Source organism: Natranaerofaba carboxydovora, assembly GCF_022539405.1.
GTDB classification, from domain to species: domain Bacteria; phylum Bacillota; class Natranaerobiia; order Natranaerobiales; family Natranaerofabaceae; genus Natranaerofaba; species Natranaerofaba carboxydovora.
The window spans coordinates 2763752-2789412 of the sequence record NZ_CP054394.1 but is presented as its reverse complement, the minus strand read 5'-3'; the positions used below and the strand labels follow the sequence as shown (position 1 = coordinate 2789412).

Below are 25661 nucleotides of genomic sequence, written 5' to 3'. Positions count from 1 at the left end.
CCAAAGGAAGTTTCGATATTTTCTAGCGATTGTATGATTGATGTTGCAAAACCGAATAGAATAATGCATAAAAGATTATCCATGGCTAGCTGGGATATTGTAACTCTTGAAAAAGTCCTGTTGCATTATACTCCTTTAATACTGCCATTACTCCTGTTGGTGATGTAGTCATAGCTAGAATACCTAAAAGCACCGCAAGCCTAAGCTCAAGTCCAAGTATATAAACTAAAAGGGTTGTTATAATTACTGTAAAAAGACTCTCCACCAGAAAGCTTTTTAAAACCTGGCTTTTTAGCTGGCGAAGCCTGTCATACTTTAGCTCATAACCAATTGTTATAGCTATTATTCCAAGGGCAAAAGAATTAAAAGGAGAGAACTCTTCCAAACGTACATCTGTAAGTATATTTAAAAAAGAAGGTCCTATAAAAAGTCCAAAAATAATGTACCCTGTAACGGCAGGGAGATTGATCTTGTTGGAAACATATCCCCCTATGCCACCAACTAATAGAATAATACCTACTGCTATTAACCCATCCAATGTCGGTTAACCTCCAAACAATTTTTGCTATAATATGATTTCTAAAACTTTATTATTTTAAAAATCATTTTCGATTGAATTTTTTGTCCGGTTGTTGCGCCGGGAATCCTTTGGCATAATCTACCGGTATTGTAAACAAGAAGCCTGTATTGGGATCTTCCAAATTCCCACAAATTTTCTCAATTTCTAATATGGCATTATCAAGAATGTCTTTATCCTTTACTACAGAAAATATAGTCTTACTTCCCTGTTCGTTTTTATTTACTATTTCTGCAAATCTTGAAAAAAAAGGGACATGATCAGCTATTAAATGGCCCATCCCTTGAGATTCGATTACAGTAGCTCCCCTAACATCTACCTCAAAAAGTTTATCTAAGACCGGTGTTAGCTTTGATTTATCTCTAATAATTATAACTAATAGATGCAAAATAACCCCTCCTTAACCAAATAAAATTATAAAACTTTTGACAAAGCTATATAGGAACCATAACCTAGCAAAAACCCTCCTGATGCAACAAAAGTTATATTTCCAGAAATATTATCATAAAGTGAATACGAGAGGATAAACATTAATCCAATATACCAAAAAACAACTGAAAACCTTAAGATAACTTTCTTTTTGGGCGTGTTAAAAAACCAGCTCTTAAAATTATCAAGGCTTCTTTCATTATATCCATATATAATTCCTATTATCAAGGGAAGTAATATGGTAATCGTAAGCAAAGATAACCCTCCGGCAAGGCCGGCCATTATTCTTACTAAAGCCACACCACCTACGATGACAAACGCAAAAATTAAAAGGACTAAAACTAATATTTTACTAGGGAGCATACACTTCCTCCTGGCTAAACTTATATAAAACAAACTCATTACATTATACAATATTATATAATATTTAGCACACTTAGCACAAAATAAAAAACTCCCGTTAAAAGGGAGTATTGGAGTTTAAAAAATTTATTAATTGTTGTCAAAAACTCTGACATCGCTTACGAAATGTGGATCAACAATTAGCTTAGCATCACTCTCAGTCTTTATTATAAGATAGCCATTTTGATCTGCACCAACAAATTCACCAGTTTTCCATCCACCAGAACTTTTTAGCCTAATACTTATACCAGCACCTTTGTATATATATCTACCTTTTAGAGTCGCATAACTTGACAACTTATTTTGTTTTTTGCCTTTGATCAGATCTACCAACAAAAACAGAGCGTATATTCCAGAGAGAGCAATGATAAAAGGACCAACAGTTGTTTCAAATAATACTCCGGATACAAAATTGACAGCTTGCTCCAAATTTCTCACCTCCCCTGCCACATATTATAAAATAATGTCGCCCAGATATGAACCCTAAATTTTATGATTGGTTAATTTTCTTAAATTATATGAGAGGTGATTTAAGTGAAATGTTTAAATAAAGCCAGGTCAGAACTAAATTTTTGCTGGAATCTAACCAGGATTTTTATTATTTTTATTTTCATCGTAATAATATCTTTAATGCCTGGTTGTTTTACAGGTGAAAAAGAAGCAGAACTTGAAAAGATGTGGCCCTTAGAAGAGGGAAACGAATGGGGTTATCAGGTAGATGGCGGGGAAGAGGAGGAGCTTAGCATTTCGGTCTATTCTGTAGAAGAAGATGAAGAATTTGGCAAAACTTATCAAGTAGAATTTGACTTTGGCAGTTATCAAACTTATGAGCATTATTCGTATGATGATGAAGGGCTTTTGTGGTTTCAGATGTCAAACCCCTGGGGTACCTACAACAGGGTGCCGCCGGAATATTTGATAAAAGACCCTCCAGGTGAAGCCAAATCATGGGAGTGGGACGGGGAACTTGAAACAATTAGCGGAAGAGACCTACATTACAAAGGAGAAGGCAAAATTGACCAAAAAGGTTTTATGGAGTTAGAACTTCCTGATGGAAGCTACAATGCACTAAAAGTAGAGAAGAATCTGACATTAGAGATGGATGGTGAAACAGTAGAACTGCAGGATGTACGCTACTATGTCCCTGAGATAGGTCTTGTAAAACAAGAAGTGCATGAAAACGGCTATGAACAGTTAAACATAGTAATTGACGATTATGAGCTTAATTAAAAATGGGTATATCCCCTACTGTCTAATTCATATTTAATATTATTTTTTTCTATCTTTACCCCGTCTCTTTTGGCTACTATTTTACCTATAACTTCTGGGGAACCAAATTGACTAAAGTATTGACTATAGTTATGACTGGTTTTTTTAAGGTTTTCTACTGTCTCCAAAACTTTATCTAAGTTTTTCTCGTTAACAGTCATTAAAAGCTGATAATCTTCCCCGCCTGTAAGTGCCCATTCTACAGGGTCTTTGCCAAGATTTTCGCCAAGTTTTTTCACAGGCTCTAGGATAGGTATTTTGCTTTCATATATAATAGCGCCTTTGTCGCTACAGCCGGCTAGATGATAGACCTCACTTGATAGCCCATCGCTAACATCTATCATGGAATTAACAAGCTCTAGCTCTCCAAGTTTTTTTCCTTCATTAACTCTGGGTTCTGGCACCAAATGGGCATTAAGAAGGAGGTCTTTTTCTTCTTTATTTAAAGAATTAACTTTATTATCGTTTATACCACAATTTATACCATCATTAATATCATCATTTATACAGATTTGATTATAATTATTGTTATCATTTAATACAATCTCAAGGCCGGCCCCAGATGTTCCAAGGGGGCCTGTGACTACTATATAATCCCCTTCTTTTGCAGTGCTTCTCTTTACTTCCTTCCCCTTCTCTACCTCGCCTAAAAGACATAGATCAAGGGTGATTTTCTCTCCACCACAGGTATCTCCACCTGCAAGTTTTACATTATATCTATCAGCAAGGGAAAAAAGCCCCCTAAAAAACTCTTTTACATCTTCTTCTTGATAGCTTTTAGACCAGCAGCAGGAGAGGATTATATGTTTTGGGCTGCCTCCCATAGCTGCTATGTCACTTAGATTTACTGCGAGGGTTTTATGACCTAGTTGAAATGGAGAGATTTTGCCTGTCAAAAAATGAGTACCCTCCACCAGCATATCTGCTGTAGCAAGAAGGTCTTTACCTTCGCTGACACTTAAAACGGCTGTATCATCGCCAATTGCTTCATTATTAAATTGTTTAATCCAGTTGATTAATTTGAATTCATCCATATTTTTAGTCATGCCCCAATTATATCAGAATTTCTCTCAAATTTTGATATGTATAAAAGCTAAATTTACGGGGAAAATATTAATTTACAATGATTTGACAAGTTTTTGAGGAATAAAAAGCCGAAGTGGATTGTACATTATTAGAGGGCAAAATAGATAGTAAATGCTAAAGGAGGGTTTGTTGATAAAAAAATATTTAATGTGCGTAATATTTGATCTTATGTTAAAATGTTAAGTTAGCCAAAAATAGAGATGAATATAGAAATGAATTTGAACTTTTTATGAAAGGAGTTTTAAAAATGGCTGTCAGCTTTTGTGTTTTAGAGGATACAAAAAAATGTAACGAATGTGGTGAATGTGATATCTGTGATGTGAACAGGAAGAAAAAATGTGACAACTGTATGGAATGTATATTTGATATGGAGTCCAGGTTTATCAAAATTGATGATGTTAAAAAGAAAAAACAGTAAGAAAAATGATAGGAATTATTAAAAACTGTTAAATTATTCCTTGATTTTTTTTTATATAAGTATTAGAGTTATGTTGGTCAAAGTGAAATCTACTTTTGGATACTTTAAAGTGAAAACTCCACGGTAGAGAAAGGAGTGATAAATTATGAATAAGATTAAAGAGCTAATAAAAGTTAAAAAGCTTCTACTATTTCTTGTGATGGGATTATTGGTTATTAATTATTTTATCCCTTTTCAAGATCAGAGGTTTTCTTTCTCTTTTATGGATAGAGATGTTATAATAGAAGGAACATCTAATAACTCTACATCTAATGGCTCTACAACGAGTGGCTCTAGCGAGAAAAATAGAACTTATAACAATATAGATAATATAGATAACTTAGATATATTTAGAACGATAAACAGCGAAAAAAGTAGAGATAATCTGGAAGAAAACATCCGAAAAGCTGCTTCAAATGATGGATCTATGAACAACAGGGTAAGCCGTGTTAAGACTGAAGAAGAAATCCGAGAGATCAAGGTTCAGGAGATAGCTGAAAAAACCCCTATGGAAGAAGAATGGGCTGACATACTAGTACGAAAATCTCTAGAATATGATTTGGACATTTACCTATTACTGGGCTTGATCCGAGTAGAAAGTGTTTTTGATCCAACAAATGTGAGTAGTGCCGGAGCTTTAGGCTTAATGCAGCTTATGCCAACTACTGCAAGATATATGGCGGCCAGTCAAGGTGTTGAATTCAGTGAGGATAGATTATTTGAGCCGGATTATAATATTCAGCTTGGAACTAAATATCTGAATAAGCTTATAGAAGAATATGACGGTGATCTTCATAAGGCCCTTACTGCTTACAACCGCGGCGAAGGTGGTCTGCAAACTTTTATGAGAAGGTCAGGTACTGCCGAAAGTGGTTTTTCTAGAATAGTTCTAGAAAAGGCTGATAAATACGAGAACAAGATAGACATTTCACACAGCTTCTAGATCCACACAGCTTTTAAATTATGTAGCTTTTTAATAGCTGCTAAAATTATACGGTTAATGGTTGTTAAAATCTAAGGATTGTTCCTGGGGGGTTAACTATGTTTAAATTATTTCATGGAGAAAAGTCTCGTTTTCAGCATTTTTGTGCTTTAGGGGAGAAGCAAACCGGAAAGAGCACTTTGCTTGGGAATATGGCCCTCAATGATATTGAACGCGGCGACGGGGTGCTTTTGATTGACACCCAGGGGGGTCTTGCCAATGTCTTAATAGAGAGAATTAAGACAAGGCGTCGTGACATATTTTATCTGGATTGTACACACAAATTTTACCCTATGGGCTTTAATATTTTTGAGCTTCAAAGCCAAACAGATGAAGAAAAAGAGCTAGAAAAAGAATTAATTGAAGATTATTTCTATGATTTTTTAGAGAGTTTATTAGGAAAAGAACTTTTGGAAAATCAAAATCTTAAAGATTATGTAATAAAACTGACTAGGACGGCCCTTATGATATCTCTTAATACAAAGGATGTAATAACGGCCCTACATTCTTTTGAAATGACACCTGTCATAGAAAAGAGAATTGAAAAATTATCAGAAGAATTAAAAGGATTTTGGAAAAAAGAAGTAGAATTGTTAAAAGAAGAAATACCTGAAGAGACAAGAGATAAGGTAAAAGAGAAACTTGCGCCCTTCTTGGAGAGCGGGCTTGTTTCAAAGATTACTGAAGAGAGCGTAAGTACTTTTAATCTATTTAACCTGGTCAAAAAAGGCAAGGTAGTAATTATCAATATACCAGAAGAAGAAGTGGGAGAGTTAGCGCTAAGAACTCTATTAGATATTGTTTTACTTAAGCTAAAAGTTGCAGTTCGGATAAGAAACAGGTCAGAATACAAAAAACTGCCACTATATCTGTACCTTAACGAATATCCATCTTACGAATCAGATATCAAAGATAATATAATAAATGAGTGGCTAAAAGAGGGAGAAGAAAACATGATATCCCTCAATATGACTCAGCAGAGTAGAGGGATCTTTTATCGCTATCCCAATATTGTAGAATACTGTCGTGTACTTGCACTGTTTAGATTACAAGAAGACGATGCCAATTATATCTGTAACAATCACTTTCAAGAAGCCCATGTAGAACCTGAGGATTTGACTTCCCTTGATGTAGCCCAGGTTGTACTATATATCCTAAATGAGAATGACGATAGAATAGTATTACAGGCAACAACCACTCCTATACCCCAGGTCAAAGAACTACATAACTACCAATCCATACTAGAACGATCAATTCAGGCTAGATCTAGAGGACTTATAGAACTGGCCAGGTCCTTCAGGTGAAAAATTCTTGTTAAGGGTGTGGTAGTGGGATGAACAAAAATCTGCTTTTTGTACTTAATGTTACCTTGATTGCCTTGTTTGTAGGTTTAATAACGGCCGGCTGTGGGAATGGTGAAGAGAACGGAGAAGATGCTAAAGAAAAAGAAAAGATAAGTAACGGCAAAGAAGAAGTAGAAGAACATATAGAGATAAAAGATGCCGGAAACCCTTTGTACCTTAATGAAGACGATATTATAGTGACCGGAGTGCCAGAAGATACAGAAGAAAAACTAGAAGAAGATTTTGCCCTGTTTAGGATTCAAATGGATGGAACAAATATAGCAAGTGCCGAGGAACTTGCTTATGGGATTAATTCTTATCTAATTTCCTTCTTAAGTGTTGATGGTGATTATCTATTTTATCCAGAACAAAACGATGAGCTAAAAATACTTGAAAGAGAAAATCTTGATGAAGTAGAGGTGCTTGGTGCTAATAGAGGTTTTCATCTTAGTGGTGCAGATGAACTAGTATATAAGCTTCCTGAAGGTTCCCTTGATGCAGGAGACAGCTTTAGAGTAATAAACCTAGAAACAAACGATGATTTCATTCTTTACGAGGGAGAGCCAGATGAAAATTTGATTTTTTCTTATCTGAAAGAAAATGAAGGTATCATGTACAGAGAAATGGACGACTCTAATGTCTTGAAACATCTAGACTGGAGCCAGGTAGATGGTGATGAAGATAATGATGATGCAGATAATGAGGATCTAGAGAGTGATATAGAGGACATTCAGACAGAAGAGATTACAAGATTTGATGACTTCGCAGAATCTGTAGTAAGCGGTTATGTACCTGCTTATGAAGAAGAAGTTATATTTGTTGCAAAAGAGGCAAGTGGTGGAACAAAGCTTGTTATCTATAACTTAGAAGGCGAAGAACTTTATGAAGAAGAGTTTGATGGATTTGATGGAAAGCTGTATCTGTCCCCAGAGAAAGACAACCTGGCTGTAGTTTTATCTGACAAGGGAGATTATTATACTTATCTTCTAGACTTAGAGGAAGAAGAAACCACAGAACTCCCACCAGCTCAGGATATATCGTGGTGTCCCTCCGGGGAAAAACTTGCATACTACTCTCATCTTAGAGATGTAGGTATCTACTATCTAGAAGAAGATGATGGTGTATTGATACTTGAGTAGCAAATACTGACTTTTCTACAGCAAAAAGTAGATTCCACAAATGTATAGCAGCTTATGAATAGCGGCTACTGTAATATAAACCCTTCCTTAAGGTAAACTTTCTTTAACTTTTGTTAACCTTCACGGAAGGGTTTTTTTGCTGTTATTTGACTTTTTGTTATTTAACTTTTTATTATTTGAGTGTTTATTAGAATGTTTTTCGTTATGGTCTGGTGTAGTAACCTCTTGGTAGTAAAGTCCAAGCCCTGGTAGTATACCGATTATTGCTCCAACAGTTACATCTAGAGGATAGTGAACCCCTGTATGAACTCTAGCAATAGCTACCAGGAAAGCTAAGATCAAAACAGGCTTAAAATGCTTTTTTAGAAAAGCAAGGTACATGCCTGCGATGGCAAAGCTTGCAGCAGTATGATTGCTAGGAAGAGAATAACGTATTGACTGCTCGATTAATGGTGTGATATCAAGGGTTACAAAGGGCCTTGCTCTCATTATCGCTTCTCTCAAAACTGCCGATGTCATCACGGGTAATAAAAAAATCATTGTAGCAACCAATATATAATAAAGAGGTTTATCGGGGTATTTTCTGTAAATGAGAACTAACCCCAGAAAGAACAATCCGCCCATAAATATTCTGGAATCTTCGGCAAAAAATATTGACAACCAGTCTATTATTCCACTATGGCCTGACAGTGAATGGATAAACTTGAATATAATCTTGTCTAGTTCAATGATAAAGTCCAAAGCTTTTCACTCCATAAACAAAGTCTGTTCACAAATAATTTTTCTTAAAATGATGATAAAAGCAGGATTTTTTTATTTTATGGTTAAGAGACTATAGGTGAAATAAAACTGCCATTAACAGTTTACCAAGTTATTTGCAATTAAGCAAAATAATTTTGTCTACAGGAGGGGGTAAAATTTATGGAAGGGGAGAATCTCTGGTCTGATCCTCATTATCTGGGCTATTACCTTGATATGATGAAAGAACGCTACCCAGAAAACCAGACAGAACGTGAAGTAAACTTTATTGAAAAGGTGATAGATCTAGATAGAGGTGCTTCTATTTTGGATGCCTGCTGCGGCTGTGGCAGACATGCAATATCTCTTGCCAAAAGAGGCTACGACGTTATAGGAGTGGATCTAAGTAAAAGTCTGTTAGAACATGCAGAGGCTACAAAAAATGAAAAAAGCATGCCCGGAAGTGTAGAGTTTTATGAGGGAGATATTTTAAATTTAGACGAGCTTGGACTAGAGAAAAAATATCAGGGAGTTATTTGCATGGCATCTCTTGGGTATTACATGACAGACGAAGATGTAAAAACCTCTCTTCAAAAAATTAAAGAAACAATGACCCCAGGTGGATGGTTGTTAATCGACTTGATAAACAGAGAAAAATTAATAAAAACATTTAGGAATAAAAACTGGATAAAAACCGAAACTGGATACAGATGTCTGAGATTTACAAGCTTTAACCTAGAGATGAGCCGTTGTGAAAATCATAAGTACGTAAATGACCCTGATGGTAATGAAAAAGAATTTTTCCAGTGGCTTAGGACGTTTACCCTGAGGGAATTTTTGAATATTCTTGAAGAGGTGGGTTTTAACTTTCAAAAAGTCTATGGAAGCTATACAAGAGAACAATACAGTGTGGATTCCCCCAGGATGATAGTAATTTGTACAAATGAGTGAACGTCTTATAATATTTTTTCGCCGGAGATAAATACGTGCTCTGGTTTTGTATCAAGGCTTAGCGGATCACCGGAGAAGATAACAATATCACCGTCTTTGTCTTCTTCAAGGCTTCCAACCCTATCGTCTATACGGGCGATCTTGGCAGCATCTATAGTAATTGCCCCAAAAGCCTTTTCTCTGTCAAGTCCTTCTCTAACGGCAAGGCCGGCACAGATTGGTAGAGCATAGATAGGGATGACGGGGTGATCTGTGGTTATTGCAAAACTAATATCATGAGAAGCTAGAACTTTAGGAGTCTCAAAAGACAGTTCTTTAAGCTCGACTTTGGAACGTGACGTTAGAGTTGGACCAAGGATTATTGGATATTGATACTCTTTTAGAATGTCTGCTATTATATGTCCTTCTGTACAGTGATTAAGGATTAAGTCAAGTTTGAACTCTTTTGCTATTCTAATAGCTGTAAGAATATCATCGCTCCTGTGAGCATGGGCTTTTACCGGAACATCTCTATTTATTGCCATGGCTATGATTTCCTTTTGTAGATCCCTTTCTTTGCCATCATCTTTATCATCGTCGTCTTTATCATCTTTTTTATCTTTGTCATCATCTTTTGTCATTTCTTTAAGGTAGTTTTCTGCTTCGACAAAAGACTTTCTGATAAGGGCTGCAGTTGCCATCCTGGTCATAGGAGATTTGTCTTTGCCGTGATAGAGAGACTTGGGATTTTCTCCAAAAGCAACCTTTAAACTAGCTGGTTCTTTTATGACCATTTGGTCAATTATTCTGCCCCACGTCTTTATAGCTACAGCCTGGCCTGCTATGGGATTAGCACTACCGGGGCTTACTACAGTTGAGGTAATACCATTAGTTCTCGCCTCTTCCAAACCTTTGTCCCGGGGATTTATCCCGTCAATTGCCCTTAGCTCGGCTGTTATAGGGTCTGTTTCTTCGTTTATATCATCACCTTCAAAAGATAGGCCCTCTTCATAAAGACCAAGATGAGTATGTATATCTATCATTCCAGGCATAACAATTTTGTCTGTCGCGTCAATTATCTTAACTTCTGTTTCTTTTGGTGGATCGATATTTTCGCCCACTGCTTTAATTTTACCATGGTTATCGATCAAAAGATTCCCTTTGAACATAAAAGGTTTATTTTCATCCATGGTGATCAGGTGGCCATTTTGGATTAGTATCATATTTAAGTTCCTCCTGTATGTTTTATTTTTCTTTCGGGTATTAATATATTACAAATTGAATTGGTTTAAAAGTGTAAATTAAAATAAAATTGGAAATCATAACGGTGGCTAAAAGTATTGACAATTATTTTGGGTGATGGTATATTATCCGTACCAAAATAATCCCTGTCGTTCTAATAAGGATGACAGGCTAATCATCCGAAGCGGGGCCGCCGTGGTGGGCGGCCCTATATTATTGTGAATATTAAATTTCAAACCCATTATATCTTGAAAATTTAAAGTATAGCTTGACTTTGTTTATCCAGCATTTTCTGAAATTTGACAAAAAAGAGGTGAAACCAGGTTAAATGATGAACTCAAAAGAATCGTTAAGTATTTTTATAGATGGGGGCTTTTTGGAGAAGGTCTTTAATAGACTTGGAGAGCCAAGGATTGACTATTTAAGCCTGTATAATTGGATCAGCAAAAAAGTTGGTGTGCCAAGACTTAGAACATATTACTATCACTGTCTGCCGTATCAGGCTGATCCACCAACAACAGAAGAAAAAGCTAGATTTGCCAAAAAACAAAGGTTTTTTAACAAAATATCAAGCTTACCAAGATCTGAAGTAAGACTGGGGAGTTTAGCCTACAGGGGCAGAAGTGAAGACAAAACACCAATCTTTGAGCAAAAAAAGTAGACGTCCTAATGGCCCTTGATATTGCAAGGTCAGCCTTTGAACAAAGGGTAACCCACATAGCTCTGATATCTAGCGACAGTGACTTTGTGCCTGCTATCCAAATGGCTAAGGACAAAGGGATTATATCTTTTTTATTATATAGCGAAGAGATAAAACCTCATAACGATTTAATCGAGGCCTGTGATGAGGTCATATATATAACTCCAAATAATTTACAGGAGATGGAACTAAAAAGTTAAATATAAATAAAAATATAATAAGCTCCTCCCATTTTAAGAGATACTTTTAATGAGAGGAGCTTTTTTATGATCAAATCCCCGGCGGGGGATTTTCTCTTTTAACTTGACTTTTAACTTAACTTTTAACTTGACCTTGGCTGAAAGGTAGCACAGTCAGTTTCCTGTGTGTCAGATGCTCCTGGAGGCTGAATCTCGATCATATTAGCAGTACACTTGTTACCATTTTGGTAATAAGTGCAGCTATCAACCACACATTTCACTCTGTTTATTTCATCAGTCATCTCTAAGTCCCCCCTTTCTACACTATTATTTTTTACTTTTTTAGCAAAAATTATTGCTGGGAATTTTCTGCTTTAATAATAACTATGGGTGTTTGCTGAGCATCGTTTCCAAAAGGGTTATGCTTTAGCAGTTCTTTCAATTTATTTACATCAAGGCTTCTTGATACTCCGATAATGTCAACTCTGCCCAAATCATTTACATCTGCGATGCAGGCATTAACATTTAATCTTTTTTCGATTTCTGTCGCTACTTCATTGGTTCTTAAAGGTCCTGCAACAATATATGAATCAAAAGGCGACATAGTCCTTGCCTTATCATCTATTCTGGCCGCCATCGGTCCCGCAATTTGGAAAAATAGCCCTTCTCTATTTACAAATCTTCCAACTCCACCGGCAAGGGCACCCAATATAACCCTAATATTTCCTGAATCTCTAAAAACTATTTCCATAGAAGCAGGGTTTGTTAGACTGCCGCTTCTGTCTGTGAAACGGCTTAGCACCCTCGCCATAAACCTGGGTCTAACATTTGCTGGAGTGTAATAACGTCCCTGTGAGATGGCAAGTACACTTTCTGCTACACAAATAATGTCACCTTTTTCTACAATGTCTTTAGTGTAGTTTTCCACAACATCAACCATATCATCCTTATATGTGATAATGTGCGTCCTTATAGGAACAATGCCCTTAACCTTTATCTCTGTCATTACCATTATTAGCGCCTCCTCCTCTTACCTTGTATTATATTCTCATTGAAGAGATTAGGCGCTAACTATAAGGACATCTAAAACAACTTGTGATAATCAAATTGAGAAAAGAAATAAATTAAAAGGAAATAGTTTATCTAAGATAGAACAGATTTATAAGTATAGTACAAATTTAATAGAACCAAAATTAGTCATTTATATTGTTTTCATTGATTTTTAAAATTATTCTAATAGTGACATTTTCTATGAACAATTTTAGGTGATAATATCACTTAACAATTGAATCACATATCAAGGAGAATGTTGACTTTCAATGATCACTTTCAATCATGATGACCTTCAATGATGACCTTCAATCATTGACAAAATAAGCTAAATGATATACCCTTATATTATATAGATATACCCCATGGGGTATGGGAGGGTTGTTATGACACAAAAAATTAGACTTGCAACTCAGCTGTTTATGGTCTTTTTGGCAGCTGCTCTTTTAGTAACCGGGATTTATGGATTTAATATTTTATTTATTTTGAGTTCTTTTGTTCTTGCTTTATTCTTTGGCAGGGTCTTTTGTGGTTGGCTTTGTCCTCTTGGATTTTGGAGTGAGAGGGTATTAGAGAAGATTAAAGATAAGACAGATATGCCAATGATATTGACAGGAAGTGTATTTAGGGTCATCTTTACAATTTTATTTATCTTGGGATTTATAACTGTAAGATCTATTGGAATTATTGATAGAGTTTACTTTCCCTTTTTGTTAATGGGAACTATGTTTGTCTTTGCCACTATATTTGGGCTATTGTTTTTTGGCAGGTCCTGGTGCGGTTATCTTTGTCCCTGGGGAAATATAGGAGCAGTTCTTGCCAAACCTAGCAAAGTTCAGCTTGGCATAGGTGAGGACTGTGTAGGCTGCAAAAAATGTGCTAAAGCTTGTCCGATAGACAGAGTACCGTCTGATTCAGTAGACGAGAGAAAAGAAAATAAAATATTGAAGCCTTTTTCTACCCGCTGTATTCGCTGTCTAAAATGTTCTGAAGCATGCCCTAAAGATGCCATTGATATTATTACAAAAACAGAGGAAAAGTATAATTAAAATTATAAACTATACAAATTTAAAATTTATTTTCAAATACAAAAAAGGTGACCCGGGAATAATTCCTGGGCCACCTTTTTGAAAAGCTTTTATTTACAATTTAAATTAAAGTTTTACTATTCCTCTTCAGCAGGTTCTTCTAATTCTTTAATTTCTTTTAAGTACTCTTCTAACTCTACGCCCTGCACATTAACTGTCACAGAAGGAACTTCCATACCAGTCATTGAAGACACAGCATCACGGACCTGCTTTTGAACGTTTTCGGCTACCTCGTGTATTTTAACCCCATATTTTACAATCAGGTAAACGTCTACACTGGCTTGATTTTCAGTAGTTTCCACTTTAACGCCTTTAGCTAAATCTTTTCTTCCTATTCTCTCGGCTATGTTTCCTACAAAGCCTCCGCTCATGCTTGATACTCCCTCGATCTTTGTGGCCGCGATACCAGCTATGATTGCTATAACATCGTCAACAATCTTAACAGTATCACCCTGCTGGTTGGATACTTCCAAAGCAATTTCTTTTTCGTTATTATTAGCCACTTTAATCACTCCTTTCTTAGAATTACTTTTCTTAAAATAGACTAAACCCTATAAGCTTAGTTTCCCCAAAAGCTAGATGAAAATTAAATAAACTTTCGCATAAATCTATTATAACATAAATTTCTGCTAAATACTGCAAATTCCTGTTATTTTTTAAATTATATTTAAATAAATCTTGAAGGCTACGTTTTTTGTTTGATATTACTGCTAATCGTAATTTAGTTAAAAATCTATCTCGACCTTAATCAATGGTTAATTTTATTAATTTTTATTTTTAAAATTAGCAGGAATTTCACCATTGGAACTAAAATTAAATAATAATGAATATATGATAGCTAATGAATACATGATAGCAAAGACAAATATTATAATAAAATATAAATAGACTAATAATAGATAATTGTGTCTAGTATTTTTTTAAAATTTTGGAGGGGAGAATATTGGCTGTTATAGGGGTAATTTTGGTTACTGCTGTATTTGGTTTTGCCCTGGTGGCATACTTATTAAAACTGTACTTTGGGTATGATAATAAAAAGTTTAAATTAAGTCTAATAGCTCTTGGAGTTTTTATGGTTGTCTTTTTGTCGATCTTTGTGTGGCCGCTTTATCAGCACCTAGAAGGCCCTGCAGATAGACAAGAACAAGAAAAAAACAAATTAGAATATGCCACAGAATATGCTGCTGGCAACTGAATCAAATATTTAAAAAACAGATATAAAATGTAAATAAAATGGCTACTGAAAATGAACAGAACAAAAGTAATAGACACTATGATACACTATGATATAGACACTATGATAAAATTAAATTAATAAGCAGTAAAACTAAATAGTAGTAAGTAAAGAAGGAGGAATTCTTTTTTGAAATTAAACCGCGCCATATTGTTTGGGGTGGAATTACCTGATGATTATCATACCGATATGGAAGAATCTTTGCATGAGCTTTCGCGTCTTGCTGATACCGCAGGATATGAAACCGCAGGCACACTTATGCAAAGAAGAAAAACACCTCACCCCGGATATTATCTTGGTAAAGGAAAAGTTGAAGAACTAAAACTTGCCTGTGAAGAGCTTGAAGCAGATACAATTATAAGCGATGATGAACTATCGCCTGCTCAGGTTAGAAACCTGGAGACAGACCTAGAACTTACCGTTATGGATAGAACAGGACTTATCCTACAGATATTTAGTAACAGAGCTAGCACCAAAGAAGCTAAGCTCCAGGTAGAGCTTGCCCGCCTTGAGTATCTACTACCCCGTCTTCGAGGTAAAGGTGAACAGCTTTCCCGTCTTGCCGGAGGTATAGGAACCAGAGGTAGCGGTGAGACAAAGCTAGAGATAGAGAGACGCCATATAGAACAGCAGATCCAAAGAAATAAGAAAAAGCTAAAAGAAGTAGAAAAGGTAAGAGATGAGAAAAGAAAAAAAAGAAAAAAAGAAAAACTTCCTCTTGTTTCTCTGGTGGGATATACCAACTCGGGTAAGTCAACTCTTCTAAAAAAGTTGACAAAGACCGATGTTATTGCCAAAAACCAGCTCTTTAGTACCCTTGACCCAAAACTCTCCTCTATTGAACTTCCTGGTGGAGTGACATGTATCATGTCAGATACTGTAGGATTTATCAACAAACTGCCCCACCACCTGGTAGCAGCTTTTAAAGCTACCCTGGAAGAGGTGGTAGAAGCAGACCTACTGCTTCACGTGGTTGATATTACAAGTGAAGATATGTCAAAAGAGATTAACTCTGTAGAAGAGGTCCTAAAATCATTAGACGCTAATGACAAGCCGACGATTATGGTTTATAACAAAATGGATCTTGTAACAAAACCTGACAACACCCTGTATAACCGGGGAGTTGATTCTTATTTGGTATCTGCCCTAAAAGAAGAAGGACTTACTGAGTTAAAAGAAGGTATTTCAGATCACGTGCAAAAGTCTTGGATAGAGGATGAATTTTTCATCCCTTATGGCCAGGAGAATATAGCTGCAATGATCCATGAAAAAGGAGAAATCCTAAAAGAAGAATACACCGAAGAGGGTCTAACCCTTCAAGCCAAACTGCCAGAAGAAGAGTATGGGCGATTTACAAAATTATTGGAGTCAAATCAGATAACCTAAATATTAAGTAGCAGTGCCTTGCCTATAGATAGAAAGTCAGACTAACTGTAATAGTGAGTATAATCATGTTATGTATAATCAAATGTTTTAGACCATATATTTTAAAGCAAATATCATATAATATTGTATCGCATATAATATTCATACAATAAGAATTATACAATAGACAAAAGTACTTTGTTTAATGTCTCGTCTGGAGGTAATGGTTTTTGAGTTCTAATTCTCATTTACTCGTGGGACTTACATGTAGAGAAGAAAATGACAAAAACAGGATAAGTCTTAATTATACAAAGGTAATAGAAAAATTAGGCCTTGTTCCTATCCTTATACCTTCCCTGTCAAGTATGGACGCCAAAAAGGGACTGCTAAAACATCTATCCGGTCTAATCTTAACTGGAGGAGTAGATGTAGATCCTGTATACTTTGGTGAAGAGCCTCTTCTAGGACAGGGAGAGATAGAACCACTAAGGGACAAGTTGGAGATCTTTCTGACAAGAAAAGCTCTAGACAAAAACCTGCCTCTTCTTGGTATCTGCAGGGGAATGCAGGTTTTAAATATAGCAGCAGGCGGGGATATATACCAGGATATCTACTCCCAGCTTGATAACACACTAAAGCACGAACAAATAGCCCCCGGCAGACATCCCACCCATGGCATAGACATCCAAGAAGATACAAAACTCTATCAAATTACAGGTAAGAAAAACATCCGGGTAAATAGCTTTCATCACCAGGCGATTAGAAACATTGCCCCTGGATTTGTAGAATCGGCCAAATCTCCTGATGGCATAGTAGAAGGCATGGAAAGCACCATGCACAGCTTTGCCCTTGCTGTACAGTGGCATCCAGAGCTACTGTGGGAAGTACAAGTTGAAAGCAACAATGTGTTTAACGCCTTTGTAGAAGCGGTCAAACTAAATGGCTAAAATAATCGGCTAAAGCTATGGCTAAAGCTATGGCTAAAACTAAGAGATAACAACAGGATAACTAGATAGTTTATCGTATTTAATAACAGGTTTTATGTAAACAAATAGTGTCTTTGCCCTTTTCTTTTGCCTGATAAAGAGCCTCATCAGCAGCCTCTAACAGCTCATCTGCTGTCATCCCCTCCTGGTAGGAAGCAATGCCTATTGATATTGTTACAAGTTTATTTGTACCCCGGATAGAGTAATTTTTTTGCTTTAGCCTTTGGCGAAGCCTTTCTGCTACATTAAATGCTATCTTGCCGCTTGTATCAGGCAGCACTATGGCAAATTCATCTCCCCCATAGCGACACATCACGTCCTTTGGGCGGATACTTCTCCTAAAAAGATTAGCAATCTCTTTTAGGAGCTCATCTCCATCCTGATGGCCGTATGTGTCATTATAATCTTTAAAGTTATCCAAATCCAAAAATAAAAGGCTCACGTTATCTTTTTTGTTTATATCGCACTGCTTTAACTGTTCGTTAAGAAAACTTTTGAAGTAGCGATAATTAAATGTCTTTGTCATCTCATCTGTCAGAGCAAGATCCTGCAAAACCCCCATGTGTTCCTCTCTTCTCTTAAGCTCCTCTGTAATACCAAGGAAAATTAATATTCCAAAAAGATTAACAAAGAAAACTAGGCTGTGAAGGGGAAAAACACCAAACCATATATCGATATCCCTGTCTAACCCTAGATACACTAAAAATAGATGCATAGCCTGATATAGCAAAAGTATGTATATTGATTTTTGTAAAATTTCCTTTGGCCTGTACTCATCCTCTTGCCAGAGTTCTGCTATACCTGCAGCAACAAACATAGGTATTATAAGAGGCCACTCTTCAGGGCTATCTAGATATATAAGCCGAAAGCCCCCGCCAATAAGGGCAACACCAAAACCTACTCCCTTCCCTCCAAAAATACCACCCAGAATAGGAGAAGCTGCCCTAAAACTGCAGAGGCTTGTCCCTTTATATTCAAAAGGGAATATTATGGTAAAAATTGAAAAGAAAGAGAAGTAAATTAAATAAAAAAGCTTCTTCCTAGTTGTAACCAGTTCATTGTCTATTATCTTCTGAAATATGGTAAAGCGAGATGTTATGTATATAAATGCTATTATTACGCTGAATGTGCGTATACTTTCTCTAGAAATCTCAAATAAAAAATCAGAACTCATAGTTAGCACGCCTTTAAGTGTTAATACTTTTACATTCAAATTATATCAGAAAGTTTATATAATTTAAAAACTTGATTGACAAAAATAAACACAGCCTTTTTGATAATCTTTTGAAAAATATAGTATAATTAATTAAAGGCTGTTAATTAAGTATTACCAAAAGATAAGGAGATGAAGCTTAAGTTGAAAAATATTTTTACTAAACCTTATCAAGTAGCTCCATGAATACTAACAAATGGCAAGGACTATTACACAGGTACTGCTGTACACAATATAATCGAAAAACTACTAGCCGCCACATACCCGCCTGAAAATTTATCTATAGACAATAAATTCACCTGGCTAGATGATACCCCAGAATACATGAGCATTACTGAAGCGTATGAAAGAATTAGTAAATCAAAAATTAATTTTTCTGATAATAGACAAGACTTCAATATACAATCCTGCGTGAGGGATTATGACACTAATAATTTTACTGGTTTGTTTGACCATAACGAGACAATGTTATTTAGCAATATATATCCCTATGTCGAAGGCAGGGCCTTACTGGCTGATGAGCTTTATAATCTTTTGAAAATGATCGGTGAAGATACCCAGCATGGGCAAACTCCTGAAGGTACCAGCAGCTCTGTTGAAGCTAATGGGCTTACTACTGATATGGCGCTTTTGCAGAAGTTTTTGATTTTTACAAACGCCTTAATAATCCCGTCTGTAATTAGCAAAAAAGATAAGTTTATGGCTAAAATAATGGAGGAGATTTTTGATCAGGACCTTTCTAATCAATTTAAAAATGGATGCTTTAGGTGCGGGTCAAAAGATCTATTAGAGACAGATTGTCCTAGATGTAAGAGAAGGTGCTTTGTCTGTAGAGAATGCTTGAAGATGGGGGAAGCAAGATCATGTACCCCGCTTTTTTTATTTTCTAAAGAACAAAATTTGCAATTAAAGATTAAGATAAGCCCTGAAGCAAGTTTTGGACAAAATAAGCTTGAAAGTATGCCTAAGGGTAAGCTTGATTATGACTATAAATCAGATGATCTGCTAGAGAACCTACCCCACCTGGACTTTGACCTAACCCCGGCCCAAAAAGAAGCTTATGATATGGCAAGTGAATTTTTGGATAGAGAAGAGAAAAAGGCCCTTATCTTTGCCCTCTGCGGTGGGGGTAAGACAGAAGCTGTCTATGGAGCGGTGAAAAAAATAATTAAAAAAGGCGGGAAAGTCCTCTTTGCAACACCTAGAAGAGACCTTACAAGAGAGCTAAGTCATAGGCTAGAGAAAGCCTTTCCGGGAATCAGGATAAACACCTTCTACGGCGGGTTTAAAAACAAACTATCAGATGGAGAATTTGTCGTATCTACCACCCATCAGCTCTACAGGTTTTATAGGGCTTTTGATCTTGTAATACTAGATGAAGCAGATGCCTTTCCCTATAGAGGGAGCAACAACCTTCCCCTTCTTCTAGGTAGATCACTAAAAAAAGACGCAAAACTCATATACATATCAGCAACTCCGGAAAAGTCTTTGTTAAAAGAAACAAAGAAAAAAACAGCATACCTAATAACCATACCGGCTAGATTTCACAAAAAACCAGCGCCCTTACCAAAGCTGATAAAAGTATCAAAAAAAGGCATGGAAGGAAATAACGGAAAATTCTCTAAAAAGATAACTTCATTCATAGACAAAAACCTTGACTTGAATAAACCTATGCTTGTATTTGTACCGACTATCAACCTTGCAGAAGAGACTTCTAGGAGATTAGAAAAGTATTTAAGAAAACAGAACTACTTAAAAAAACAAGAACACTTGAGTAATGATGCAGACAATAGTATAGCCTCTATAGTTTCTTTTAGCCACTCAAAAGACCCAAAAAGGGATGAAAAACTAATCGAATTCACAAATGGCAAAATAAAAATCCTTGTAAGCACAACTATTCTAGAGAGAGGTATAACCCTTGAAGGAGTTAGAGTCCTGGTATTATTTAGCAATCATGACGTCTTTGATGATAGAGCTCTTGTACAGATGGCAGGAAGAAGCGGGAGAACCGGAGCCGATCCTTACGGTGAAGTGATCTTCGCAGGAGAATATATTACAAAAGCTATGAAAAGGGCTAGAAAACTAATAGATAGATTGAACAAAGAAGCATTAAAGAAGGGGTTTATTGAGGAGTAGAACTTTTGATATTGAGTTTAGATTTGTAGTATAATTAATCAAACGGTTGTTAATAAAGGCAAGTATTAAATGAAAGGGTGTTTATTTATGAAAAATGAAGATTTAATTAAAAAAACAGTGGATCCTTTACTTGAATTTGAATTTACAGAGAAAGTTTTTGTATATCAACTTGAAAGATACTTAAGTATCTGGGTTATAATAGCTGATTTTGACTTGGACAAAAGAAGAAAATTACATTATATATTTAATCGTAACGTAGATCCACTATATGAGAGTGGGTATAAAGCCAGTCTAAGAGTATTAAGTAAAAATCATAATGAGATTAATAATGTTCCAGTAGATGCTAAAATTTTTGTTAAGGGTCAATGTGTATGAGAGAAGAACGCCATTTAAAAAGCTTAATAAAGCAGCCCATCTATCTTTATTATTATTAACTAAAGTATAGACAGGCTGCTATTTATTTAGATTTAGTCCACGACTTTATTCTCCAAGCTACTGCTTAAAGAATCAAGCTCCTGAATGCTATCCTCTATCTCATCTAGGAAGCTGTTTAGCTCCTGGATATTGGCTGTTATCTCAGATGTATTAGTGTCATTTTTCTTCATGGTCTCTAGGACCTCATTAACCGAAGCTTCCATCTCTTCACTTGAAGCAGACTGTTCTTCAGCACCTGCTGCAATGTTTTGGATCTGATCATCAACTTCCTTAATCTGATCAACTATGTTAACTACCTTTGATTTTGCATCCTCCACACTATTTACTGCGTTAGCAAGAGGTTCTTCTGCTGCCATTACGGCCTTTGTTACCTTTTCGGTTCTATCTGTAATCTCTTTTACAACACCCATAACCTCATCGGCAGCTTCTCTAGACTGTTCTGCGAGTTTTCTGATCTCATCTGCAACAACGGCAAAGCCTTTTCCTTCCTCGCCAGCCCTTGCAGCTTCAATAGAAGCATTTAGAGCAAGAAGGTTAGTCTGTTCTGAGATCTCTGTAATGGTCTCTGTGAACTTGGTTATCTTCTGGGTAGATTCCTGAGCTTGCTTTGCTACTTCTTGTGTTTTGTTGCTTCCATCATGGACTGTTTTGATATGGTTTACTGCTTCCTCTGTTAGCTTGTTTGCTTCATCTGCATTTTCCTTAGTGTTGCTACTGCTTTCAGAGATCTTTTCTGCTGATTCGGCCATAGTTTGTGAAGACCTAGATACCTCTTCCACAGCAGCAGTAGTATCCTGAAGGGACTTGGTGTTTTGGTTAATACCTTCGCTAACCTGCTCTACACTAGAAGTTAGCTGATCTATTCCGCTTGATGCTTCTTCGATAGACTTTCTAATTCTATTTAAGGTATCGGATAGTTTCTTTGCTAGTTCTTCTTCGCCGCTATTGTTGTTTGAGGTGTTTGTACTTTGGTTATTTTGATTAGCACTTTGATTAGTGCCCGAATTGTTTGTATTTGTTGTTTTTCCAGCATTTTCTGCAGCTTCTTTTGTTGAAGTATTTTCTGCTGACTGTTTGCCCCCGAATAGATTACCAAGGAAAAAGGTCCCTACAAGAAAGGCTGCCGGGGCAAAGATTTGATAAACAAGTATCCCATCACCGCTGTTTGCAATATTCCCTGCGATACCTCCAAAGGCCAAAACCTCACTCACAGAGAAGATATTAACTATTAAAGAAAGCCCGGCACAAGTTGCAATGAACTTCTGATCAAGATAGGATAGACTGACAAGAAGCACCGGGAAAATAATGGCATAGGTAAAAGGATTTGGCAGGGCAAACAAAACAATGGTATAATTAATTAAGAATCCAATAAATAACACATACCTGATCCTGCTGTCGCTTCTTTTTCTTTGATAAAGATAAATACTGGTCCCCGCAGATATTACAGATACCCCAAGGCAAATATAAAAAAGCGGCCAGTATGAAGCCATAGTGACAGACCTTTCAAACAAAAAAACTAAAAGCGCTAAGAACATACACCCGTTAAATATTAAGTTTTTTAGATTGGCATTTTTGAAAACTTCTAATCTCTCATTCAACTAAGATCACCCCTTGTTTAAGTTAAAAAGTTTTTAAAACTCATGATAGGATTATTCTTTGTCAGTTAATTACTAGCAAACTATAACTTGCCATCATAACATAAAAAATCATCTCCACGACATTTTATATTCTCCATATTTTATGGAAGATCCTTCAAAGGAGTTTTAAACGTTTTATAAACAAATAATCCTAAATATTTAAATAAACAATCTAGATAGATACTGTTCAAATAACATAATGTTCAGATAACATGCCTTTAAATAACCCAGAGGAAAAAACTAAATAGGAAGGTTCTGGTCACTATAGATAAGTTTATCACAAATACCAAATTTAATAAATATCTAAAAACAGGATCCTGCCTACTCTGCAGTGACCAAATCGGGGACGGTCCTCAAATTCTAACACCTTCCTTTAGTTTTTCTAAAGGAAATTTTTACTTAGAAAACAATAGCGAAATAATCTGCAAAAGATGTGTAAATAGACTAGACTTTCTTGAACCAAATAGGCTTTTGTCTCATAGACAGATAAATAAACTAAACAGTCATAAACAAGATAATCACAAAAGAAACAGTCATAACCAAAATAACAACTTGGATGATAACAATGACCCAACACTCTTATATGTAGCACCTTACGGAGGCTACCTAAAAGACCTAATCCATGAACTAAAACTAGGCAAAAACACAGAGCTAAAACTTCCTTTAGGACGTCTACTAGCCTTAAGGGTTCTTCTAGAAGAAGAGAAAAAACTTCACGACAAAGGCTTAGCTCACATCTTCAAATATATCTTTGTTGATATCTTTAAAGACATATTAAAATTTATACTCTTTGACAAGAGCTCTCTCTGTGACAAAATAGACACCATTACCTTCATTCCCCTTCACTATAACAGACTAATAGAGAGAGGGTTTAACCAGGCAGAACTCTTAGCAGAAGTGGTATCAGATAGCCTCAAGATACCTGCCTATGAGCTCCTTGTAAGAAGTGAAGATACCATCCCCCAGGGACAGCTTGGTAGAAAAGAAAGACTTTTAAATATTAAGGGTAAATTCGACATAAATCTACACATAGAGAAGGAATGTTATCTTAAGAAGCGAATACTTCTCATAGATGACATCTCTACCACAGGAGCAAGCCTTGAAGAAGGAAGACGGGTGCTATTACAAAATGGAGCCAGTGAGATAACATCCCTTGTGCTCTGCAGATAATTCGTGAGATAATGAAATTACCAGGTATCAAATATAATAATTGATTTTGGTGCAATTAATTTAAGCTTAAAAACTATGATATGATTAATTAATATTGTTAATCATATTGTGCTTTATTTTTTATCTTAGAAGGGAGGGGTCAATAATGGATATTACAAACTGCCCCGAATGCGGTAAGCTATTTAAAAAGGTAGGCAAAAAGATCTGCCCTGAATGTATCCAGAAAGAAGAAGAGGATTTCTTAAAAGTAAAACAATACCTTGACGATAACCCTGGGGCAACAGTACCAGTAGTCGCTGAAGAAACAGAAGTTAGTGAGAAGCGGATTAATAACTTCATCAGGGAAGGAAGACTAGAGGCTTCGTCTTTTGAAAATATTAGTGTTTCCTGCATGAGCTGTGGTGCTCCAACCAAAAGGGGCAAATACTGCAGTGACTGTACAGGAAAACTCCAATCAGACCTAGAAAAGGCCATGGGAGAGAAAAAGGAAGAGAAAAAAGAAGATGATGACAGACCAAAAGAAGGCGGCAAGATTCACATAAGAGATCGCTTTAAAGACAAATAGCACAGAAAACAAATGACGCATTAAAAGACTAAAAGAGAAAGCAACTAGAAGTAAGTATAATATATTTTAAAATATAGGCCATAGAGCCGGCAGGAGATAGTTTAACTACTCTAAACTGTTTTCCTTTGCCGGCCGATTTTATATACTAGGTGGATCGGTTTTTATGTTTATTTTTATTCTGAAATCAAAGTATCTGCATAAAGCAGGTCATAGCTTTATTATAGCTTTATTATAGCTCTATCTAGCGAGGTGAATATTGATGAATAACAAGATTACAGGACAGATAAGTGAATACCTTAAGGCCTACAAGAGCCAGCAGACTAACAAACCAGACAACAACAAAAATAAAGAAGCAGCCAAAACTGATAAAACTTCAAAAACCCAAAACCCGGACAGCTTAGAGCTATCTGGAGTGGCTAAGAAGCTAAAGACAGGTAACACCACAGAAGTAAGAACAGAAAAAGTAAACCAGATTAAAGAGCAGATTAACCAGGGTAACTACACTATAGACAGCGGTAAGATAGCAGAGAAGATGATTGAAGAAGCAGGCTTTGATGTTAAGATCTAGCTGATGTTATGATCTAGCTTATGATTATTTAGGTTCTAATTATTTAATTATTAGTATTAGGATCTATGGCTTTTGATTTAGATGGCGTAGCATTGACATAGCTTAGTATTTTTGGGGTGATATAATTGGGTATGTTTAACGATCTGATAAAAAACTTAGAAGAACAGCTAGCAACACAGAAACTTCTCTTGGAATATGCCCACGAGAAAAAAGACCTTCTTGTCGATGGAAGGATTAACGAGCTTGAAGAACTTCTAAAAAAAGAAGAAAAAATCGTAGTCAAATCAGGCAAATTAGAAAAACACAGAGAAAGCACCCAAAAAGAACTTAATGAAAAGCTTAACCTGACAGGAGAGGACCCGACTAAAGAAGATCCTGTCTTGACTGATTTCATAGAAGCAAGCGAAGGCAAAGAAAGAGAAAAACTAGACCAACTCTTTGAAGAACTGACCAAAATCCTAGCAGAGCTAAAAGAGCTAAACCAGCAAAACAACCAGCTTATCCAGCAGTCCCTTCAGTATGTGAATACTGCCCTTGACTTATATACTGCATCAGAGAATGATCCAGGTACCTACTCCAAAGACCTTAACAAGAATGAAGGACAGAATATAAAAGAACAAAAGAACAGACGAAACATATTTGACAAGAGAATTTGATAAAAGGACTAATTACATTTACAGTATTAATCAATTGAATTGAATTATAGATTTGGGTCTAATCGATCCGTAAGGAGGTAATACA

At 36.0% G+C, this 25661-nt stretch carries 30 protein-coding genes; 18 read left to right on the top strand and 12 right to left on the bottom strand.

Annotated features, from left to right (window positions below; all coding sequences use genetic code 11):
• Window positions 1–85 precede the first annotated feature (85 nt).
• From ACONDI_RS15705 to ACONDI_RS13175, 4 genes are all read right to left on the bottom strand, one after another.
• Window positions 86–538 (bottom strand): cation:proton antiporter, encoded by a 453-nt coding sequence (locus ACONDI_RS15705; protein ID WP_277397778.1) that lies wholly within the window; start codon window positions 536–538, stop codon window positions 86–88.
• 64 nt (window positions 539–602) lie between these two features.
• Window positions 603–965, bottom strand: coding sequence for a P-II family nitrogen regulator (locus ACONDI_RS13185; protein ID WP_241079009.1), 363 nt, complete (start codon window positions 963–965; stop codon window positions 603–605).
• Between the two features lie 26 nt (window positions 966–991).
• Window positions 992–1369 carry a hypothetical protein gene (locus tag ACONDI_RS13180; RefSeq protein ID WP_241079008.1) on the bottom strand — a complete coding sequence of 126 codons (378 nt, stop codon included), beginning with the start codon at window positions 1367–1369 and terminating at the stop codon, window positions 992–994.
• A 129-nt stretch (window positions 1370–1498) separates the two neighbouring features.
• Window positions 1499–1837, bottom strand: coding sequence for a hypothetical protein (locus ACONDI_RS13175; RefSeq protein ID WP_241079007.1), 339 nt, complete (start codon window positions 1835–1837; stop codon window positions 1499–1501).
• Between the two features lie 105 nt (window positions 1838–1942).
• Between ACONDI_RS13175 and ACONDI_RS13170 the strand changes: the two genes are divergently transcribed.
• Window positions 1943–2638, top strand: a complete 696-nt coding sequence (locus tag ACONDI_RS13170; RefSeq protein WP_241079006.1) for a hypothetical protein — start codon at window positions 1943–1945, stop codon at window positions 2636–2638.
• Here ACONDI_RS13170 and thiL read toward each other — a convergent pair.
• The gene (thiL, locus tag ACONDI_RS13165) at window positions 2635–3723 is read right to left on the bottom strand and encodes a thiamine-phosphate kinase (protein WP_241079005.1); all 1089 of its coding nucleotides are present in this window, start codon (window positions 3721–3723) and stop codon (window positions 2635–2637) included. The two genes, ACONDI_RS13170 and thiL, sit on opposite strands and share 4 nt — an antisense overlap.
• 287 nt (window positions 3724–4010) lie before the next feature.
• Here thiL and ACONDI_RS13160 point away from each other — a divergent pair, with 287 nt between their 5' ends.
• From ACONDI_RS13160 to ACONDI_RS13145, 4 genes are all read left to right on the top strand, one after another.
• Complete coding sequence (locus ACONDI_RS13160; RefSeq protein ID WP_241079004.1) at window positions 4011–4181, top strand: hypothetical protein; 171 nt, start codon at window positions 4011–4013, stop codon at window positions 4179–4181.
• Between the two features lie 145 nt (window positions 4182–4326).
• Window positions 4327–5163 (top strand): lytic transglycosylase domain-containing protein, encoded by an 837-nt coding sequence (locus ACONDI_RS13155; protein WP_241079003.1) that lies wholly within the window; start codon window positions 4327–4329, stop codon window positions 5161–5163.
• 98 nt (window positions 5164–5261) lie between these two features.
• Window positions 5262–6506: a type IV secretory system conjugative DNA transfer family protein gene (locus tag ACONDI_RS13150; RefSeq protein WP_241079002.1), complete on the top strand. Its 1245-nt coding sequence runs from the start codon at window positions 5262–5264 to the stop codon at window positions 6504–6506.
• Between the two features lie 29 nt (window positions 6507–6535).
• Window positions 6536–7684, top strand: coding sequence for a hypothetical protein (locus ACONDI_RS13145; protein ID WP_241079001.1), 1149 nt, complete (start codon window positions 6536–6538; stop codon window positions 7682–7684).
• Between the two features lie 120 nt (window positions 7685–7804).
• Here the strand turns inward: ACONDI_RS13145 and ACONDI_RS13140 are convergent, their stop codons facing one another.
• The gene (locus ACONDI_RS13140) at window positions 7805–8425 is read right to left on the bottom strand and encodes a phosphatase PAP2 family protein (RefSeq protein WP_241079000.1); all 621 of its coding nucleotides are present in this window, start codon (window positions 8423–8425) and stop codon (window positions 7805–7807) included.
• A gap of 180 nt (window positions 8426–8605) precedes the next feature.
• Here ACONDI_RS13140 and ACONDI_RS13135 point away from each other — a divergent pair, with 180 nt between their 5' ends.
• Window positions 8606–9373: a class I SAM-dependent methyltransferase gene (locus ACONDI_RS13135; protein ID WP_241078999.1), complete on the top strand. Its 768-nt coding sequence runs from the start codon at window positions 8606–8608 to the stop codon at window positions 9371–9373.
• Between the two features lie 5 nt (window positions 9374–9378).
• Here the strand turns inward: ACONDI_RS13135 and ACONDI_RS13130 are convergent, their stop codons facing one another.
• Window positions 9379–10575, bottom strand: coding sequence for an amidohydrolase (locus ACONDI_RS13130; protein WP_241078998.1), 1197 nt, complete (start codon window positions 10573–10575; stop codon window positions 9379–9381).
• Between the two features lie 347 nt (window positions 10576–10922).
• Here ACONDI_RS13130 and ACONDI_RS13125 point away from each other — a divergent pair, with 347 nt between their 5' ends.
• Both ACONDI_RS13125 and ACONDI_RS13120 read left to right on the top strand, forming a co-directional pair.
• Window positions 10923–11255, top strand: a complete 333-nt coding sequence (locus ACONDI_RS13125; protein WP_241078997.1) for a hypothetical protein — start codon at window positions 10923–10925, stop codon at window positions 11253–11255.
• Window positions 11256–11263: 8 nt separating this feature from the next.
• Window positions 11264–11494, top strand: a complete 231-nt coding sequence (locus ACONDI_RS13120) for an NYN domain-containing protein (RefSeq protein ID WP_241078996.1) — start codon at window positions 11264–11266, stop codon at window positions 11492–11494.
• A 122-nt stretch (window positions 11495–11616) separates the two neighbouring features.
• Here ACONDI_RS13120 and ACONDI_RS13115 read toward each other — a convergent pair whose 3' ends face one another.
• Complete coding sequence (locus ACONDI_RS13115) at window positions 11617–11775, bottom strand: DUF1540 domain-containing protein (RefSeq protein ID WP_241078995.1); 159 nt, start codon at window positions 11773–11775, stop codon at window positions 11617–11619.
• 50 nt (window positions 11776–11825) lie between these two features.
• Window positions 11826–12485 (bottom strand): coenzyme F420-0:L-glutamate ligase, encoded by a 660-nt coding sequence (locus tag ACONDI_RS13110; RefSeq protein WP_241078994.1) that lies wholly within the window; start codon window positions 12483–12485, stop codon window positions 11826–11828.
• Between the two features lie 424 nt (window positions 12486–12909).
• Here ACONDI_RS13110 and ACONDI_RS13105 point away from each other — a divergent pair, with 424 nt between their 5' ends.
• Window positions 12910–13572: a 4Fe-4S binding protein gene (locus ACONDI_RS13105; RefSeq protein ID WP_241078993.1), complete on the top strand. Its 663-nt coding sequence runs from the start codon at window positions 12910–12912 to the stop codon at window positions 13570–13572.
• A 116-nt stretch (window positions 13573–13688) separates the two neighbouring features.
• Here ACONDI_RS13105 and ACONDI_RS13100 read toward each other — a convergent pair whose 3' ends face one another.
• The gene (locus ACONDI_RS13100) at window positions 13689–14114 is read right to left on the bottom strand and encodes an Asp23/Gls24 family envelope stress response protein (RefSeq protein WP_241078992.1); all 426 of its coding nucleotides are present in this window, start codon (window positions 14112–14114) and stop codon (window positions 13689–13691) included.
• A gap of 440 nt (window positions 14115–14554) precedes the next feature.
• Between ACONDI_RS13100 and ACONDI_RS13095 the strand changes: the two genes are divergently transcribed.
• From ACONDI_RS13095 to ACONDI_RS13085, 3 genes are all read left to right on the top strand, one after another.
• Complete coding sequence (locus tag ACONDI_RS13095) at window positions 14555–14806, top strand: hypothetical protein (RefSeq protein ID WP_241078991.1); 252 nt, start codon at window positions 14555–14557, stop codon at window positions 14804–14806.
• Between the two features lie 168 nt (window positions 14807–14974).
• Window positions 14975–16231, top strand: a complete 1257-nt coding sequence (hflX, locus tag ACONDI_RS13090; protein ID WP_241078990.1) for a GTPase HflX — start codon at window positions 14975–14977, stop codon at window positions 16229–16231.
• A gap of 209 nt (window positions 16232–16440) precedes the next feature.
• Complete coding sequence (locus tag ACONDI_RS13085) at window positions 16441–17157, top strand: gamma-glutamyl-gamma-aminobutyrate hydrolase family protein (protein WP_241078989.1); 717 nt, start codon at window positions 16441–16443, stop codon at window positions 17155–17157.
• 79 nt (window positions 17158–17236) lie between these two features.
• On the opposite strand, the gene ACONDI_RS13080 is transcribed toward ACONDI_RS13085, so the two are convergent.
• A complete protein-coding gene (locus tag ACONDI_RS13080) occupies window positions 17237–18370 on the bottom strand; it encodes a GGDEF domain-containing protein (protein WP_241078988.1) in 1134 nt (377 codons plus the stop codon).
• Window positions 18371–18733: 363 nt separating this feature from the next.
• On the opposite strand from ACONDI_RS13080, the gene ACONDI_RS13075 reads away from it, so the two are divergent.
• Both ACONDI_RS13075 and ACONDI_RS13070 read left to right on the top strand, forming a co-directional pair.
• Complete coding sequence (locus ACONDI_RS13075) at window positions 18734–20545, top strand: DEAD/DEAH box helicase family protein (protein ID WP_241078987.1); 1812 nt, start codon at window positions 18734–18736, stop codon at window positions 20543–20545.
• Between the two features lie 87 nt (window positions 20546–20632).
• Window positions 20633–20920 (top strand): hypothetical protein, encoded by a 288-nt coding sequence (locus ACONDI_RS13070; RefSeq protein ID WP_241078986.1) that lies wholly within the window; start codon window positions 20633–20635, stop codon window positions 20918–20920.
• Window positions 20921–21012: 92 nt separating this feature from the next.
• Here ACONDI_RS13070 and ACONDI_RS13065 read toward each other — a convergent pair whose 3' ends face one another.
• The gene (locus ACONDI_RS13065) at window positions 21013–22578 is read right to left on the bottom strand and encodes a methyl-accepting chemotaxis protein (protein WP_241078985.1); all 1566 of its coding nucleotides are present in this window, start codon (window positions 22576–22578) and stop codon (window positions 21013–21015) included.
• A 510-nt stretch (window positions 22579–23088) separates the two neighbouring features.
• Here ACONDI_RS13065 and ACONDI_RS13060 point away from each other — a divergent pair.
• From ACONDI_RS13060 to flgN, 4 genes are all read left to right on the top strand, one after another.
• Window positions 23089–23787 carry a ComF family protein gene (locus tag ACONDI_RS13060; protein WP_241078984.1) on the top strand — a complete coding sequence of 233 codons (699 nt, stop codon included), beginning with the start codon at window positions 23089–23091 and terminating at the stop codon, window positions 23785–23787.
• Between the two features lie 145 nt (window positions 23788–23932).
• The gene (locus tag ACONDI_RS13055) at window positions 23933–24352 is read left to right on the top strand and encodes a TIGR03826 family flagellar region protein (RefSeq protein WP_241078983.1); all 420 of its coding nucleotides are present in this window, start codon (window positions 23933–23935) and stop codon (window positions 24350–24352) included.
• Window positions 24353–24611: 259 nt separating this feature from the next.
• Window positions 24612–24920: a flagellar biosynthesis anti-sigma factor FlgM gene (flgM, locus tag ACONDI_RS13050; protein WP_241078982.1), complete on the top strand. Its 309-nt coding sequence runs from the start codon at window positions 24612–24614 to the stop codon at window positions 24918–24920.
• A 131-nt stretch (window positions 24921–25051) separates the two neighbouring features.
• Complete coding sequence (flgN, locus tag ACONDI_RS13045) at window positions 25052–25576, top strand: flagellar export chaperone FlgN (RefSeq protein ID WP_241080965.1); 525 nt, start codon at window positions 25052–25054, stop codon at window positions 25574–25576.
• The last annotated feature ends 85 nt before the right edge of the window (window positions 25577–25661 follow it).

Excerpts from the sequence above, each read along its gene's own strand:
- flgN (WP_241080965.1), top strand. The coding sequence starts at position 25,052 with ATGTTTAACGATCTGATAAAAAACTTAGAAGAACAGCTAGCAACACAG.
- ACONDI_RS13125 (WP_241078997.1), top strand. The coding sequence starts at position 10,923 with ATGATGAACTCAAAAGAATCGTTAAGTATTTTTATAGATGGGGGCTTT.
- ACONDI_RS13120 (WP_241078996.1), top strand. The coding sequence starts at position 11,264 with ATGGCCCTTGATATTGCAAGGTCAGCCTTTGAACAAAGGGTAACCCAC.
- ACONDI_RS13155 (WP_241079003.1), top strand. The coding sequence starts at position 4,327 with ATGAATAAGATTAAAGAGCTAATAAAAGTTAAAAAGCTTCTACTATTT.
- flgM (WP_241078982.1), top strand. The coding sequence starts at position 24,612 with ATGAATAACAAGATTACAGGACAGATAAGTGAATACCTTAAGGCCTAC.
- ACONDI_RS13115 (WP_241078995.1), bottom strand. The coding sequence starts at position 11,775 with ATGACTGATGAAATAAACAGAGTGAAATGTGTGGTTGATAGCTGCACT.
- ACONDI_RS13105 (WP_241078993.1), top strand. The coding sequence starts at position 12,910 with ATGACACAAAAAATTAGACTTGCAACTCAGCTGTTTATGGTCTTTTTG.
- ACONDI_RS13075 (WP_241078987.1), top strand. The coding sequence starts at position 18,734 with ATGAGCATTACTGAAGCGTATGAAAGAATTAGTAAATCAAAAATTAAT.
- ACONDI_RS13130 (WP_241078998.1), bottom strand. The coding sequence starts at position 10,575 with ATGATACTAATCCAAAATGGCCACCTGATCACCATGGATGAAAATAAA.
- thiL (WP_241079005.1), bottom strand. The coding sequence starts at position 3,723 with ATGACTAAAAATATGGATGAATTCAAATTAATCAACTGGATTAAACAA.
- ACONDI_RS13150 (WP_241079002.1), top strand. The coding sequence starts at position 5,262 with ATGTTTAAATTATTTCATGGAGAAAAGTCTCGTTTTCAGCATTTTTGT.
- ACONDI_RS13180 (WP_241079008.1), bottom strand. The coding sequence starts at position 1,369 with ATGCTCCCTAGTAAAATATTAGTTTTAGTCCTTTTAATTTTTGCGTTT.
- ACONDI_RS13055 (WP_241078983.1), top strand. The coding sequence starts at position 23,933 with ATGGATATTACAAACTGCCCCGAATGCGGTAAGCTATTTAAAAAGGTA.
- ACONDI_RS13145 (WP_241079001.1), top strand. The coding sequence starts at position 6,536 with ATGAACAAAAATCTGCTTTTTGTACTTAATGTTACCTTGATTGCCTTG.
- ACONDI_RS13110 (WP_241078994.1), bottom strand. The coding sequence starts at position 12,485 with ATGGTAATGACAGAGATAAAGGTTAAGGGCATTGTTCCTATAAGGACG.
- ACONDI_RS13160 (WP_241079004.1), top strand. The coding sequence starts at position 4,011 with ATGGCTGTCAGCTTTTGTGTTTTAGAGGATACAAAAAAATGTAACGAA.
- ACONDI_RS13135 (WP_241078999.1), top strand. The coding sequence starts at position 8,606 with ATGGAAGGGGAGAATCTCTGGTCTGATCCTCATTATCTGGGCTATTAC.
- ACONDI_RS13080 (WP_241078988.1), bottom strand. The coding sequence starts at position 18,370 with ATGAGTTCTGATTTTTTATTTGAGATTTCTAGAGAAAGTATACGCACA.
- ACONDI_RS13070 (WP_241078986.1), top strand. The coding sequence starts at position 20,633 with ATGAAAAATGAAGATTTAATTAAAAAAACAGTGGATCCTTTACTTGAA.